Genomic DNA, 14,375 nt, shown 5'->3' on the forward strand with positions numbered 1-14,375 from the left:
AATTAGTCTCCTGTTTTACCTTGTATTAATGATTCTGGATGTCTTTCCAGATAATCGGTCAAGGTTTTAATAGATCGAGCTGCCTTAGTAAATTCACGTAATGCGATTTGTAAATCCTGTTGCAGAGGTGAGTCATTTTTCAAAGTGTCCTGGATAGTCACCAGTGTATTTTCAGCTTGTTTCAAAGTACCTGATAATTTAGGCTCCAGATTATGATTCAGCTTGTAGCTTAGCTCTTTAACCTGAGTCATCATGTCATCCACTTTTTCCAGAATACTGCTTAAATGAAGCTTAAGTCCCGACAAGGTTCCTGGTTCTGTAGGGAATTCGGTGAGTTCGGTACTCCAGTCTATAACAAAAGGCTTTGCATCAGGAAAAAAATCGAGTGCTACATACAAGCTCCCTGTCAATAAGCTTCCTGTCTGCAATTGCGCTCGAAGCCCATGTTCTGCAAAATAGTCGATGCGACTTTCACGATTAATCGCCATGTACTTCGCAGTTTTATCGTTACCTTTCAGCGCAATTCTGCCATAGTCAATCGTGACTGTTACCGGAACGGTTATTGCTTTATTGACAGTGTCAAACGATAATTGGATATCAGTGACTTCACCCATCTGTATCCCTCTGAAACTAACCGGCGCACCCACGGTAAGTCCACGCACCGATTCGTTAAAATTAAGCACATATTTCCTACCAATTTTGTATTCTTTTTTTAACGCGTCTTTACGATCTTTGTAGAGTTTAAATTCACTGTTATTTTGCGCTTCAGTAATTTCTGTACTCAGGTCACTTGATTCAAATGCAATCCCGCCAATTAAGATCGAGACCAAAGATTCGGTTTCTACCTCAATCCCGTCAGCGCCCAATGAAAAAGCAACGCCACTGGCATTCCAGAACTTAGTCGTTTTATTAACCCATTTATCAAAGGGTGCTTTGATAAAGATTTTTACAGTCACTGACTCACCATCATCATCGAGTTTGACATCTTCGACACTACCGACACTAAATTTTCGATAATAAATAGGGACATCTCTTTCAATTGAAGCCAGGTTTTTAGTATGTAATATAAAATGCTTACCCGCCATTTTTCCGGTAATGACAGGAGGGATCTCTAAACCTTTAAATTTATTTGTTTTGTTGCCATCTGAACTTAGGTCTATACCGACATAAGCACCGGACAGCAAAGTATCCAGGCCTGATACACCACTGGCATTAATACGTGCTCGAACGACCCAGAAACGCGTTTTATCGGTAAGAAAGGATTTTACGTCTTTGACCATTTCAGCTTTGACAATAACATCGTCTGTCTCATGGTTAATATGAATGCTTTTAACGACACCAATCTCGACATTCTTATATTTTATTTTAGTTTTGCCTGCTTCCAGGCCATCCGCTGTCTTGAAAGTAATGGTAATCATTGGCCCCATATCAGACCAGGCTTTATATCCAATCCAGGCACCTATCAAGACAGCGACGATAGGAACTATCCAGACGATAGAAAATTTTGACCGGGGCTGAATATTGCTCTCAGGCAAATTATTCATTGTTTCACCCTGCATCGGTTCACTCATTTACTTTCTCCATATTATCCCAAATTAATCGCGGATCAAAAGCCATTGCCGCTAGCATAGTTAAAACCACAACGGCGCCAAAAGCAACTGCACCAATACCGACTTCTATCACCATCAGCCCCTGAATTTGTATTAAAGCAGCCATTAAGGTATCGACAAAAATATCTACCATAGACCAGCGACCGATAAACTCAGTTAAGCGGTATAAACGAGTACGTTCTATCGGCCGCCATTGTGATTTAAAATGCACTGTCATTAATAATAACGTCAGAATAATAAGCTTAATCGTAGGCACACAAATACTGGCGATAAAAAGAATAATCGCCAGGGGCATATCTCCCGTTTTAGCCAGATAAATAACCCCGCTGATAATCGTATCACCCTCAGTCTTACCCAGACTAGTCACCACCATGACCGGTAATAAATTAGCGGGTATATACAAGACTGCCGCCGCAATCACTAATGCGGTACAGCGCGTTAAACTATTCGGCTTGCGTAAATGTACAACAGCATTACAGCGCGGACAACAAGTTTCATGTCCTGCGCTGACACTACAGAGTAAATTACAATTATGGCAATTCGTTAATTGAATGCCCTGTTTGATGTTTTGTACGTCTATCGGCTTTATCTTGGGGCTGATCTGTTCCCATAACATTTCCGTATCCAGATCACTCAAAATAGCCGCAATCAATATCATTAATAAGGCAAACGTCCACAAGGCGATACTAGGGACCACAGTAGATAAAGCAGATAATTTAACGATAGAAACCAGGATACCCAGCATCAGCACTTCTAACATGCTCCATGAGGTAATAATTCGTACCAGGCGATAGAGTTGCGGGGCAAAGGGAGGTATCCAGTTAAAATTAACCGGCAATAAAATATATAATAAGCCACTTAACTGGATAAGTGGTGCGCCGATGGTGGTTAAAAAAACCAGCCCGGCAAGAAGCTCCATCTCATTATTAAACAGGTATTTGACACAGCCGAATAAAGTAGCAGCCATTTCATGGCCTTCTGCATCGACCTGAATAATAGGATAAACATTAGAGATCACCAGTAAAACCAGCGCAGTAATAACCAGTGCCAAGGTATGTTCAATACTTTTAGCAGGCTCAACACGTTGCCGTTTACGCAAAGTAGCATCACAACGGCAACATTTAACCGCACCATCCTCGGGCATATGGCTTATCTGTTGTAATAAACCGCAATCGTGACAAGAGGTGACAGGAACAAATTGAGTCATAAAATACTACAAAGGTTTAATGTATACTCATTCTAGCAATATTTAATAGTTATTAAACATAAAACTATTGAAATTCAGGCCGCCACTACTCAGTTGCACGGATATTTCCCGCAATGGCCAGCAATGCAATACCATCAAACAGAAAGCTGATACCAATCAACAACCCTACCAGCCAAGCTGAACTTAAGGGCCAGCCGGCTAATACTATGGCACCCAACAGCAGTGATAACAGACCATTCAGTAACATAAAAAACCAGCCTTTGGCAGGTTTCATTTCAACAGACAAGGCAATCCCAGCAAAACCATCGAATAAAAAATACAATGCCAGAATAATACCCAGTGTCGAAACCACCACAGCGGGATGAAATAAAATTAACAAAGCAAGCACAAGCAAAATAAACGGTTTAATCCACATCATTAAAGTCTGCGTTCTACAGACAAACGCGGAATAAGTCAGTGCAAGTGCACTGAGAAAAAATAGACTACTAACAAAAAAATTAAGCGTCAGGCTTATGACCGTCGGAAACACAATACCAATAATGCCTATTACGATCATTATGATGCCTGTAGGCTCAAACCACCTGATCTCGCGAAAATTACTTTGACCCGAGTTTAAAAATCATCCTTAAATTAGTTCGCGGAAATTGGGTTTCTGTGGTATTGAGCTCATTACATAGTTTTAGTATTGCCTCATCATAACTTCGATTAGCCAAATGATGTAACCGTATCGTTAATGTCCCTTGTTCATGGTCTGTAATCAGATCTGCCTCACTACTATAAATTGCACGCAATAGGCTGCGCACTTCATCAGGACGAGTGAGCGTTTCTCTTAACAGATTGGCCATGGCCGTTTCAGAGCGATAAGTAATCATTTTGATAGTGTCTATGAAATGTTTGCTTTGGGTGCTGAGTTGTTCAAATTGATCTTTCTCAGGTAAATCTTTCACTTTAATGTGACGGGCTACCCGTTTGCGCTGTTCTTTAAGCGTCTTGATCTGTTCCTGAAAGGCTTCAATCTCTTCCTGGCAAGCAGCCTTCTTTTGCAGGAAGGGTTCGACTTTTTTAGGTTCAATGGGGGCATCCAGTGTCAACGTAGCAAACCGGGCCAATAATCGATTTAATTTCCCCTGGCTTGATTTTATTTGGCTATCCAGTTGACGATAGGCTGGGTTGACCACTTCTGTGGACTCGGAAACGGGTTCTGTACCATAGTCTACAAGCTTATCTAATCCAAAGTGTTCACGGCAGTATTTGAAGAAGTTTTCTTGAGACCATCTAGCGAACATGGCGACTGCGAGCGGAATCATGTCCGAACGGTAATCGGTTCCGATAATGCTGGTTTGGTGACCTTTCTGAGTCAGCTTGCGTATTTCACGCACCCAAAGACCATTGCTTAAACAATGACCTCGTTCAGCCAGTTTGAGCTCTGCTTGCTCTCCTGATGGTAGGGTGACTTGATGAGGGTAAAATTCATCTTCTGGCCAGTTTTCACCGGGATGTTTATGATAGGTTAAACAGGCAACCCGTTGCGCTTTCAAGCGTTTAAAATAAGGGGGGGCTATAAGATTCTCTGTCACAGACCAGTGTAAACCGGTGCAGTAGGGGGTCAGCTGCAAGCTCCTCTGCGCTGACAAAGTCAGGCAAGGCTTTTTCAAGCTGGGGAAGAATATCATTTTCAATGACTTTGATCATGCCGGGATCAACAGCCTTATTTATCACCATAAAAGGTTGGCCATCCATCGCATTGACCCAATAATCGGTTGTCGCTCGCAAACACAGTTTTTGACGGGCAACGTGGTGACGCGGGAGTTTTGTTTGCTGTCCATTGTAGACGCGGACATGACCGTCAATATAAAGGATGCTCGCCTGTTCAGGGGCACTTTGCATCCATTCTTTACACAGTGCTTCACTCCATTGCCGGGAGCCATCGTCTTGTGTGAGCTGTTTGATTTTACGCCGCAGGGTACGAACTTCGGGAATACGATCCAGTCCGATCAGTTTACCCCATTCGCCGGGTGCGCTATAGCGCAAGGATTCAATGGATTTGAGCCGAACCAGTGCAGTAAAAGCCAGTATGATGAGCAGACTGTCCAGTCCATAGTAACCTTTGCGGAGTTTGAAAAAGTTTTCACTGGTTTTTAATAGTCCGCTGACCAATAAAACCGGCAGTGCAAAGAGTACACCGCCTTTAGGTACGTCTTGTACCGCCTGAAAATCCGGTGCGACAGGTTCGTCTAGCTTCCCAATGCTGGCCGCCAGCCGTGCTTCAGAATTCTGAGCCCCCATCCCCATGGGTGCTGTATTATCCTGCTCACTCCGTTCACTTTTACTGCTTAACGTTGCTGACTCTTTTTTTTACTGTTTTTATGCAAGCGTCCAGCACGAATCGCTTTGCTGAAGGTATCGCGTTTTATATTTAATTGATCAGCCACATCACAGGGATCTTGTCCTTGGCTTAATAATTGTTGAGCGGCCTGCAAAACTTCATCAGTCAAAACAGCGGCTCCCCTTGTATTTTTCGGGGCATAAAATCCTTGCACTCCCTGTTCTTGATAGCGTTTAACCGCACGTTTGACGCTAATCGGCGTGACACCAAAGGCACGAACGATATCCATTTGTTTGACATAGCTATTGGCATAGAACTGGGCTGTAATCATTTGGAACGATGCATCATCGTTCTCATCATGAGTAAAAACGGGCAGAGTCGCATAAAAATAAGTAATTTTACCGTCTCTCTTTTCAACGGCAAGATCATGGGTTACAAGGGTCGAGCCCACTGACGGTGTTGGGAGAGCAACAGATAATATTTGCATTGAGCGTTTTTGGCGCAGTGCAAAAAGGTTGTGGCAGGGTTTAAAGACTCCATGAGAATTGTTTTTGATGAGCATCTTAGGCTGTGGAATTATGTTGCTGTTCCTGAAAAGCAATTTTAGAAGTTGCTCAAGTTATTTCGTGCACGTTCCTAAGGGATTATAATTTACTTAAGTTATCGTACTTTGACGAAACAGAGCCAATGCCAAAATATTGATTATTCCTAACAGATTGTCTCCTTTTTAATCTTTGACAGAAACCTGATGCCTCCCTTGTAATTCATTGATTCATTATTATTTTAGTTATTTTGGAACATCTTTATAAGTATTCCTGAATTTACTGGGGGACATGCCCGCCCAACGATTAAACGCACGGGTAAAATTCGCTGGGTTGGTATAACCCAGTTGAAAAGCAATCTCTATGATGGATAGAGATATCTCAATGGTGGTCGAAGGACGAACATATTGATCAAATAATATTGCAAAGGTTTTCTGACATTCATGCTAAAGCAATTCATTGTGAGCTTTTTGAATGGAGAAAAATAGCCGAAGGCAGAGTAGCTGAAATTATAGTCTTGGATCAGTTTTCAAGAAATATGTTTAGAGAATCACCGTTATCTTTTGCTAACGACCCATTAGCTTTAGCCTTATCTCAAGAAGCCATTTTATGTGAGGCAGATAAAGAGTTAAATTCAATTCAACGAAGCGTTCTCTATTTGCCATTCATGCATAGTGAATCTTTGAAAATACATGAGGTCGCTATGGTTTTGTACCAAAAAAACGGGGTTCAATCGAATCTTACTTTTGAGGTCAAACACAAAGAAATTATCGAAAAATTCGGTCGTTATCCCCATCGGAATAAAATCCTTGGTAGAATCTCAACTGAGAAATAAATCAAATTTTTAGAACAGGAAAGAGTTGGGTTTTAAAATGAATATAACAAGTGACTATGGTTTTTGTTAGAAGGTAAAAAGTGGAAAATATTGTGCTATTGAAAGAGCAGAAGTTAAGTGTTGCAACTCAAGTTTTGATGTGAAGAAGCGAACGTGGAAGTGGAAAACATAAGCCTACGAAAAAGCAAAAGTAAATCTTGATGTTTGCCAAGTGGAGTGTGGGTAATGCAAGTTCGACATACTACCAAGAGATTTAAAAAGAGCAAAACAGAGAGCTGTGAAAGCAAAGTCTGAAATCTGCCAAGCTTTTATAACTTGGCATTCAACCAGCCAGGTTCTTCTTATCCGTAGTTTGTTGCGGAGAAAATAAGCCAGCGGTTTGCCAAGTTTCGGATGTGAAATAGGCTGGTTAATTCATGGTTATCTGTGTAGAGCGAAAGCTGGTTGCATAAAAGAAATCTAAGTTTGAAAGAGCAAATCCCGTTCGATGTATTAACAAAACTTGACCTTAAAAAATAAGCTTAGTCGTGAAAACAGACTGCGCTGAAAAAGCAAATTGAAGCATGAATGCAACAGTATTTATTCTCAGTCAAACTTTATAGATGCCATTTGCGTATTATGGAAATCCCCAAACAACATTTAAATAAACACTTACTGGAAATTCCTGATTCGACCTATAGAGAAGCTATGGTGCGCAATAATATAGGCTGGATGATCTGTGTTGCAGATAGGCTATTAGGTGATCGTGCACTGGCGGAAGATGTTGTTCAAGAGGCATTTATTTCGGCATTTCGCGGACTCGATAAGTTTCAAAATCGTTCAACGCTGAGGACATGGTTACACCGCATTACTGTCAATACTGCTTTAATGAAATTACGCCAGCTTAAGCGACTGGCTGAGCAACCCATTGATGAGTTTTTACCTGAATTTGATAAAAACGAATGTCGTATTGAAGCTGCTTGGCAAGCCATTCCAAGTACCGAAGACATTATTGCCAATGAACAGCAACGAGTACAGATCCATACAGCGATTAACCAATTGCCTGATGCCTACCGTATCGTTTTGTTACTCCGCGACATCGAGGGATATGACACTGGCGAGGTTGCGCACCTACTGGACATTTCTGAAAGCAATGTCAAAGTTCGCCTGCATCGAGCACGAGCCGCATTGAAAAAGCTGATTGAACCCTTGCTACGCGGAGAGGTATCAACATGAAACAACACCATAAAAACAACCTATTACGCTGGTTAAAAGGTTTTATGCAAAGGCATATGCATGGCATGATTACCTGCAAGGAATTTGAGGATTTTGTACTGGACTATCTGGATGATGAGCTTCCTGCCTTGCAACGATCCCGGTTCGAACGGCATATACGATTGTGCCGTGAATGTAAGCAGTACCTGAAAGCCTATCAACGCACGGTGGAGGTCAGTCGTGCCGTGTTTCCTGCGCCAGATGACTTGGTTCCTGATGACGTGCCGGAAGACTTGATCAACGCAATACTTATGGCACGTAAAAATTAGGATTATTGCTAGGCAAAGCGAGATAATTATTTAGATTAGGGGTCTGAAGTACAGCGGTACGAAAACCAGGGTTAATTTGTTCATATTCTAAACCTTATGCGGCACAAGGCCTCCTGGTATTTTTTGTAATTTTCAAATAGTCTAAAACAGCTCTGGTATTCTTATTGAGTTGCCTCATTTTCTTTGAAATCCCTTTCTCAACTTTTGATTTTATTAATCCGATAGCAAAGCGCCTAAGACGGGTCATGTTCTCAGGGCCATAACCGGTACGAATTGTTGAGCGATCTTCATCAAAAACCCAGTCAATAATATAATGACTGACTTCAATAGACCAGTGACCTCGAACTTTATATAAGATGGTTTTCGGATCTGCGTCTTTTTTTGTTCTGCTGGTCACACCGTAAGCGGTCGCAAGTGATGTTTTTCCACTTTTCTTGTCCGTTATTTCTCGTTCTATGCGATAAACCTGGGCAACATGAGGGAATAATACATACTCACTTAATTCCGATGTGACCCAGATTCTACGAATCTCAATTCGTCCGTGCCCGACAGACACTTTGTCTTCATAATCTGCCAAACGGCTATCATTTGAAAAGTAGGTGGTAATATCATCAAGCAGTGTCGGCTGGTTTCCTTTGACACTAAAATAATAATGCGCTTTTCGTTGTTCTACTAAATAACGCGCGAATTCAGTCTGGGTGTGCAAAGCATCGCTGGTGATATCTTTATTTTCAATCGGTAGTGTATCTAATAATTTCGGAGCAAATGTTATTTCATTGGTTTGCTTAACTTCATCCGACCCATCTCCAACAGGCAAAGTACCTACTTTTTTTGGGCGTAGCAAATTCCTGTGGTATGCCCAACAGCACTCATTATTTGTGTTTGGCGCCCTGATTCATCAATCGCATTACACATGACTTTGCCATCTATTGCGAGTGAGTTGTCATCCTGGGCATAGGCTTTGTTCCAGGCATTAAAGGCTGCGTCAAGTTCATTCGGGTCTACTCTTACTAAGATATTTCTAAAAATGCTTAGGCTCAGACATCTTGATTCAGACGAAACTAATTTGAGACCATTTCCTAATTTTTTGCGGATGAAGTCAGCTCATAAATTAAGCGCAGATCGGTTCCTGGATAATTGAGTTCCGTTTGATTGAGTTGTTCAAATAACTTTTCTATTGCTTTATTACTTGCAGGTCGGGAAGTACTATGCACACGTATCCGAAGTTGTTTTTTTACTTCATCGGGTAATATATCTGCTTCTGTCACAAACAGCGTTTGTAATAGTTGCCTTGCCATCGGAAAGTCGATTGTCGGTGAGGTTAGCAGAGCGGCCATTGCTGTTTCTGCCCGATAAGCGATCATGTTGACAGTATCTATCAGCCGCTTTTTCCCTGGCAGAAGCTGTTCGAACTTATCTTCGTCTCTCAACTCTTGCCAGGTAATGTGTTTGGGCGTTTGGCTTAGTTGTTCCTTGATGGTTTTTAGTTCATTTTCATAATGCTCTATTTCTTCGAGTAATTCTGCTCGTTTTCTTTCCCATTTCTTGTATTTCACATCTTCCGTTTCATCTTTTTTAATCACCGGATGAAGTTCCATCGCTGCAAATCGAGATAGACGGTAATTGAGTTTGGATTGTATCGAATTACGCTGTCCTTCCTGTTGGCGCCTATCAGGGTTGACCACCTTTTGGGTATCGGATAGTGGCTCTATTCCATACTCCTGTAGCATATCTAGCCCATAGTGGTGCTTCATATATCTAAAAAAGTTCTCTTGGCACCACCGGCTAAACATTCGCCCAGAAACAGCCGTCAATTCTAGTTCATAGGCTGTGGTAATAATACTGGTTTGGTGACCAGAATCAGTCAACTTGCGCACTTCTCTCATCCACATCGCCTGTTTTTTGGTTCCAACCAGACTGCCTCGTTCGGCGAGTTTCATGATGACTTTTTCACCACTCGGTAGTGTGATCTCCTGACTGGAAAAATTGTCCAGTGGCCAATTTTCGGTGGGAAATTTATGATAGGTCATGCAAGCGACACGATGCTTGTCCCACATCTTTCTAAAGAATGCGGGGCTATAGCCTTCTCTATCAAACACCAGGATAAAACGACAGGCTTGTTTGTTTTGCTGTAATGCTTGTGCACTCGGTTGATTCGGAATGTCTTTGAGTAATCGGGGGACGATATCTTCTTCCAGCGTTTTTAGTAAGCCCGGATCCACCGTTTTTTCAACGACAAAGAAGGGACGCCCCGTACCATCATTAACCCAGTAGTCGGTGATACCCCGTAAGCAGAGTTTTTCGCGTGAAACATGCCGTTAGTGTTCCTGCTGCCTCTGGTTCATTTTCCATCCATTGTCGACTGAGGTCGGCCGCCCAGCTTTCGACTGATTTTGGTTCAGCCAGTCCTTTTACTTTGGATCTTAAACAACGCACTTCGGGAGCCCGATCCAGGCCAAGTAGTTTTCCGAATTCACCCGGTGCATGCTCGCGAAGTTGTTCGGCATTTTTGATGCGACATAGCCCCATAAAGGCGAGTAGCAATAGAATATGAAAGGTTTGATAGTAACCTGTCAGTTTGCCCAGGTGGCGCTCAATGTCATTTAATAAGCCATTGCCAAGTAACGCGGGCAATGCACATAACACACCGCCTTTAGGAACATCTAAACAGGATTCGAATTCGATTGAGGCTCCCTTTTCCTGCTCACCCAAAGCAGCCTGGATTCGCTCTTCTACTCGAGTGCAGGCCGTACCAAGCACATCGGCTGCATTGGCATCTATAATATCACGGGCTGATTTGGTACTGCCATCATTGGGGTCTATTGATGCGGCAGACTTTTTTTTAAACGTCCATCACTGATCGCCTTGCGAAAGGTATCTGCCCGGATGCCTAATTCTTTAGCGGCTTCGTTAGGCGTCATACCTTGATCCAGATATTCCTGAGCTTGCTGCAAAACCTCAAGCGTAAAGAGTGGTCCTCCCTTGCGAGTCGGGCGAGGTTCAAAAAACGAATCAGCCCCTTTTTCTCGTAGTTGCCTTAATGAGCGCATAACACTACTTTTAGAGACACCAAAGGTTGTAATAATATCGATTGAACGACAGGAACCGGTATTGATGAGTTGAGAGGTGTGAAGTCTAAATAATCTCTTATTGTCAGCCTGGTGAGAATAGATCGGGATACCGCCGAGGAAATAAAACCACTCATCATTTCGGTTATCAACACTGACCTGACCATTTATAATAGTCGTACCCTGAGGAATTATTGGGAGCATGAGTTGCTGCATTAATTGAATACCTCGTATGATATGAGTGCATATTCTTATGATCATGAACACCCATTCTTATGATCGTGAACACCTTCTTTATTCACGCATTGGGTCGGGTGTGTTTTTACTCTAAGTGTTCACCATCAGTCAAATTTGATTGTATTTTTCGCATGGATTCACCCTTTAATTTTATACGATGAGCATTGTGCATAAGTCGGTCTAAAATTGCATCTGCCAGTGTATTATCACCGATAGATTGATACCATTGATCCGTCGGTAATTGACTCATAATGATAGTTGATGTTTCTTCATGTCGATCGTCCATAATTTCCATCAGGTCATTGCGCTGTGCAGCGGTTAAAGGTTCTAGCCCCCAGTCATCAATAATCAAACAGTCTATCTTGGCCAGGTTTTGCAGCGCTTTGCTGTAGCTTCCATCTGCTTTGGCTTGTGTCAGGGCCAGCATCAGCCTTGAAATACGGTAGTATTTAACACTATAGCCTTGCAGGCAGGCTGTTTCACCTAGTGCACAGGCAAGATAGGTTTTGCCACTGCCGCATGGCCCTGTGATAAGCAGGTTCTGGGCTTTATTAATCCAGTGACACTGTAACAGTGAGGCCATAACTGATTGCTTTAGCCCTCGAGGGTGCTGATAGTCGATATCTCGCGCATGCGCTGAGAGTTTCAATTTGGCGGCCTTGAGTAGACGTTGTTGTTTGCGGTTTTCACGATCATTCGCTTCACTGTCCGTTAATAATTGCAGTCGCTCTTCAAAGGATAAACCTTCGTAGGTCGCGGGCTGTTCTATTTGACTCAATAAAGAATTTGCCATGCCAGATAGTCTGAGTTCTCTCAATTGTGTGAGTGTTTGCTGGATCATTGTTTTGTCTCTATAAGGGCTGTCTGCAACTTTTGTCTCTGATTGATCAGTCGCAGGCAGCTTATGATTTAAGGAATTAAGTAATACGTTTGTCTAGTGAAAGCTTTCCGGACCGCGTATGTTTTCATGGTTTTGCGACATAATAGCCGTTGTGGCTTTTCGCTCTTCTGCGAGTAATTTATCTTGATTGCTACGCAGTATCTCTTTGATCTGTTTCAGCCGGTATAGCTTGTTTTGGTTGGCGATCGCACAGGCATTATTCAGCCGTTCAGCAGGATAACTTCGTGAGAGGCTCAATAGGCCCAGGCAAACGCGATAGGCTTGCTCTTGATGCTGTTTTTGTTTGAGCAGAGTTTGGACCCAGAGCAGTACCTCATCACCGATGTCTTTCGCCCAGTTCATTAACCGGCCTGAACTCCATTGATGATGTTTCTCATGTCTGATGGGCATGTGATCTGGCACGGTGGTGGTGCCTGGGTGATATTTCCTGGCGTGGCTGGCCATGCGTTTGTTATGAAAGTACAGCTCAATTAGGTTTTCTTTGGCGTGAAGTTCGATTTTTTCACCCACTAGCTGATGCGGTACCGAATACACATGGTTGTCATATTGGATATGGTAGTCAATATTCACTTTGACTATTTTTATCTCGGTGTATTGATAGGCATGCAGGGGGAGCGGTGCCAGCGCTGGCTTGTCAATGGATTCAAACCATTCTTTGCGTGTGCCTTTTAACTGTTTAAAGGGTTTATTATTCACGTCTTCCAGCAGCGCTTTGATGCAGTGATTTAGTTCGCTCAGGGAAAAGAAGGTGTGATGCCGTAAGCGTGCCAATATCCAGCGCTCGATAATTTGTACCCCGACTTCGGCTTTCGCTTTATCTTTGGGCTTCAAGGGTCGCGCTGGGATCAGTGCAACATCATAGTGTGCTGCCAGTTGCTGATAGGAAGGATTAATATCCGGATCATAACGACAGGCTTTGCTCACGCCGCTTTTGAGATTATCCGGCACCACCATTGCCGGTACGCCCTGAATGAACTCGAAAGCGCGGATATGGCTGTTAATCCAGTCAGCCAGTTTTTGACTCCAGGTGGCCTCGCAAAAGGTGTAATTCGAGGCACCTAATACGGCGACAAAGATTTGTGCAGTACGTACTTCACCGGTGGCGTGGCTCATAATAGGCACAGTCTGGCCGGCATAGTCGACGAACAGTTTTTCACCGGCTTTATGGGTTTGTCGCATCGAGCGCCTTTGCTTTTTTAGCCACTGACGATAGAGCCGACAATATTGGGAGTAACTAAAGCTGTATGCAGGATATTGCTCGACATGCTCTTCCCAAAGCAGTTGCAGCGTCAGGCCTTTACGCATCAACTCTCGATACACCTCGGACCAGTCGGGCAATTGTTTCTGCGTGGCTACCTGCGGCACATCAGGTTTCGAATAAATCCTTTCGGTTAATTGTGTGTCACTTAGGGCTTGAATAGTCGGCCAGTCCAGTCCTTGCTGTTCAGCGTTAGACACAATCTTTTGAATCACACCGAGGCTGACCCGGGTGCTATTTCTGATCTGACGCATACTCAGGTCAGCATGAAATCGAAGCCGTAATACTTCGCGTAATTTTCGCATTGATATTCTCTTTGTTGGCATCACCATCTCTTATTTTTAATAAATAAGAACGGTAACAGTTTTCAAAAAATCAATGCGTAAATAAGGGAATTATTGATCGTGAACACCCATTCGCATGCAACACCAAAAGTGTTCATGTTTCGGTGCGAATGGGTGTTCACGCTTGATAAGAATCAGCGTTCACGACGCATAAGAATAGGTGTTCATGATGGGTGCGAATATGCAATATGAGGGCTTAGTTTAACCTAAATGAGTACCATTTTCATTTCTTTAGCTGAAAATATCAATCATTTGACAATAATTCCCTAACCCTTTAATTATATTGCCTAGTTTAAGTTTCAATGGATTTCTTTCAGGATAGCGAATCAAGATGTCTGATATTCTTGAAGGTTTGCTCGAACATAAGTCCCTTTATTGTAGGTATCGCGTGATTTTGTGTGCCGTAACAGCAAGCTAACATTGCTCACAGACTATTAAGTACCCAAGCATAATTAATTTAACAAATTTTACGCAGGATTTTTTTTCATTTTCAAGGCGTATACACGGCGGTCGGGGTAGAAATA

General features: G+C 42.7%; 16 protein-coding genes. 3 read left to right on the forward strand and 13 right to left on the reverse strand.

The window, feature by feature from the left end; translation table 11 throughout:
- Nucleotides 1-2: 2 nt before the first annotated feature.
- The 7 genes from ACQY3F_RS10710 to ACQY3F_RS10740 form a co-directional block, all read right to left on the reverse strand.
- Nucleotides 3-1,571: an intermembrane transport protein PqiB gene (locus ACQY3F_RS10710; RefSeq protein WP_428354838.1), complete on the reverse strand. Its 1,569-nt coding sequence runs from the start codon at nt 1,569-1,571 to the stop codon at nt 3-5.
- A complete protein-coding gene (locus tag ACQY3F_RS10715) occupies nt 1,564-2,817 on the reverse strand; it encodes a paraquat-inducible protein A (RefSeq protein ID WP_428354839.1) in 1,254 nt (417 codons plus the stop codon). Before ACQY3F_RS10715 ends, ACQY3F_RS10710 begins: the two co-directional genes overlap by 8 nt.
- Nucleotides 2,818-2,902: 85 nt before the next feature.
- Nucleotides 2,903-3,373 carry a DUF308 domain-containing protein gene (locus tag ACQY3F_RS10720; protein ID WP_428354841.1) on the reverse strand — a complete coding sequence of 157 codons (471 nt, stop codon included), beginning with the start codon at nt 3,371-3,373 and terminating at the stop codon, nt 2,903-2,905.
- Nucleotides 3,374-3,413: 40 nt separating this feature from the next.
- Nucleotides 3,414-4,394 carry a putative transposase gene (locus ACQY3F_RS10725; protein ID WP_428354842.1) on the reverse strand — a complete coding sequence of 327 codons (981 nt, stop codon included), beginning with the start codon at nt 4,392-4,394 and terminating at the stop codon, nt 3,414-3,416.
- Nucleotides 4,360-5,109 carry a putative transposase gene (locus ACQY3F_RS10730; RefSeq protein ID WP_428354551.1) on the reverse strand — a complete coding sequence of 250 codons (750 nt, stop codon included), beginning with the start codon at nt 5,107-5,109 and terminating at the stop codon, nt 4,360-4,362. The genes ACQY3F_RS10725 and ACQY3F_RS10730 overlap by 35 nt, the downstream gene beginning before the upstream one ends.
- A gap of 41 nt (nt 5,110-5,150) precedes the next feature.
- Nucleotides 5,151-5,630, reverse strand: a complete 480-nt coding sequence (locus tag ACQY3F_RS10735) for a hypothetical protein (protein WP_428354843.1) — start codon at nt 5,628-5,630, stop codon at nt 5,151-5,153.
- Between the two features lie 300 nt (nt 5,631-5,930).
- Nucleotides 5,931-6,107 carry a helix-turn-helix domain-containing protein gene (locus tag ACQY3F_RS10740; RefSeq protein ID WP_428357666.1) on the reverse strand — a complete coding sequence of 59 codons (177 nt, stop codon included), beginning with the start codon at nt 6,105-6,107 and terminating at the stop codon, nt 5,931-5,933.
- Here ACQY3F_RS10740 and ACQY3F_RS10745 point away from each other — a divergent pair.
- The 3 genes from ACQY3F_RS10745 (at nt 6,062) to ACQY3F_RS10755 (ending at nt 8,043) form a co-directional block, all read left to right on the forward strand.
- Nucleotides 6,062-6,520 carry a DUF924 family protein gene (locus ACQY3F_RS10745; RefSeq protein ID WP_428357667.1) on the forward strand — a complete coding sequence of 153 codons (459 nt, stop codon included), beginning with the start codon at nt 6,062-6,064 and terminating at the stop codon, nt 6,518-6,520. The two genes, ACQY3F_RS10740 and ACQY3F_RS10745, sit on opposite strands and share 46 nt — an antisense overlap.
- Nucleotides 6,521-7,138: 618 nt before the next feature.
- Entirely contained in the window at nt 7,139-7,735 is a 597-nt protein-coding gene (locus ACQY3F_RS10750; RefSeq protein WP_428354844.1) for an RNA polymerase sigma factor, read from the forward strand.
- Nucleotides 7,732-8,043 (forward strand): anti-sigma factor family protein, encoded by a 312-nt coding sequence (locus tag ACQY3F_RS10755; RefSeq protein ID WP_428354845.1) that lies wholly within the window; start codon nt 7,732-7,734, stop codon nt 8,041-8,043. The genes ACQY3F_RS10750 and ACQY3F_RS10755 overlap by 4 nt, the downstream gene beginning before the upstream one ends.
- Before the next feature lie 94 nt (nt 8,044-8,137).
- Here ACQY3F_RS10755 and ACQY3F_RS10760 read toward each other — a convergent pair whose 3' ends face one another.
- From ACQY3F_RS10760 to istA, 6 genes are all read right to left on the reverse strand, one after another.
- Nucleotides 8,138-8,887: an ISAs1 family transposase gene (locus ACQY3F_RS10760; RefSeq protein ID WP_428353157.1), complete on the reverse strand. Its 750-nt coding sequence runs from the start codon at nt 8,885-8,887 to the stop codon at nt 8,138-8,140.
- Nucleotides 8,888-9,122: 235 nt separating this feature from the next.
- Nucleotides 9,123-10,325: a putative transposase gene (locus ACQY3F_RS10765; protein WP_428357669.1), complete on the reverse strand. Its 1,203-nt coding sequence runs from the start codon at nt 10,323-10,325 to the stop codon at nt 9,123-9,125.
- Nucleotides 10,306-10,803, reverse strand: coding sequence for a putative transposase (locus tag ACQY3F_RS10770; RefSeq protein ID WP_428354847.1), 498 nt, complete (start codon nt 10,801-10,803; stop codon nt 10,306-10,308). The genes ACQY3F_RS10765 and ACQY3F_RS10770 overlap by 20 nt, the downstream gene beginning before the upstream one ends.
- 59 nt (nt 10,804-10,862) lie before the next feature.
- Nucleotides 10,863-11,327 (reverse strand): hypothetical protein, encoded by a 465-nt coding sequence (locus ACQY3F_RS10775; protein ID WP_428353027.1) that lies wholly within the window; start codon nt 11,325-11,327, stop codon nt 10,863-10,865.
- A 106-nt stretch (nt 11,328-11,433) separates the two neighbouring features.
- On the reverse strand, nt 11,434-12,189 hold the full coding sequence (gene istB, locus ACQY3F_RS10780; protein WP_428354848.1) for an IS21-like element helper ATPase IstB: 756 nt from the start codon (nt 12,187-12,189) through the stop codon (nt 11,434-11,436).
- Between the two features lie 93 nt (nt 12,190-12,282).
- Complete coding sequence (gene istA / locus ACQY3F_RS10785) at nt 12,283-13,833, reverse strand: IS21 family transposase (RefSeq protein ID WP_428357671.1); 1,551 nt, start codon at nt 13,831-13,833, stop codon at nt 12,283-12,285.
- Between the last annotated feature and the right edge of the window lie 542 nt (nt 13,834-14,375).

Source organism: Methyloprofundus sp. (assembly GCF_965251085.1).
Classification (GTDB): domain Bacteria; phylum Pseudomonadota; class Gammaproteobacteria; order Methylococcales; family Methylomonadaceae; genus Methyloprofundus.

Excerpts from the sequence above, each read along its gene's own strand:
- ACQY3F_RS10735 (WP_428354843.1), bottom strand. The coding sequence starts at position 5,630 with ATGCAAATATTATCTGTTGCTCTCCCAACACCGTCAGTGGGCTCGACC.
- ACQY3F_RS10730 (WP_428354551.1), bottom strand. The coding sequence starts at position 5,109 with ATGGGGATGGGGGCTCAGAATTCTGAAGCACGGCTGGCGGCCAGCATT.
- ACQY3F_RS10750 (WP_428354844.1), top strand. The coding sequence starts at position 7,139 with ATGGAAATCCCCAAACAACATTTAAATAAACACTTACTGGAAATTCCT.
- ACQY3F_RS10775 (WP_428353027.1), bottom strand. The coding sequence starts at position 11,327 with ATGCAGCAACTCATGCTCCCAATAATTCCTCAGGGTACGACTATTATA.
- istB (WP_428354848.1), bottom strand. The coding sequence starts at position 12,189 with ATGATCCAGCAAACACTCACACAATTGAGAGAACTCAGACTATCTGGC.
- ACQY3F_RS10720 (WP_428354841.1), bottom strand. The coding sequence starts at position 3,373 with ATGATCGTAATAGGCATTATTGGTATTGTGTTTCCGACGGTCATAAGC.
- ACQY3F_RS10715 (WP_428354839.1), bottom strand. The coding sequence starts at position 2,817 with ATGACTCAATTTGTTCCTGTCACCTCTTGTCACGATTGCGGTTTATTA.
- ACQY3F_RS10710 (WP_428354838.1), bottom strand. The coding sequence starts at position 1,571 with ATGAGTGAACCGATGCAGGGTGAAACAATGAATAATTTGCCTGAGAGC.
- ACQY3F_RS10755 (WP_428354845.1), top strand. The coding sequence starts at position 7,732 with ATGAAACAACACCATAAAAACAACCTATTACGCTGGTTAAAAGGTTTT.
- istA (WP_428357671.1), bottom strand. The coding sequence starts at position 13,833 with ATGCCAACAAAGAGAATATCAATGCGAAAATTACGCGAAGTATTACGG.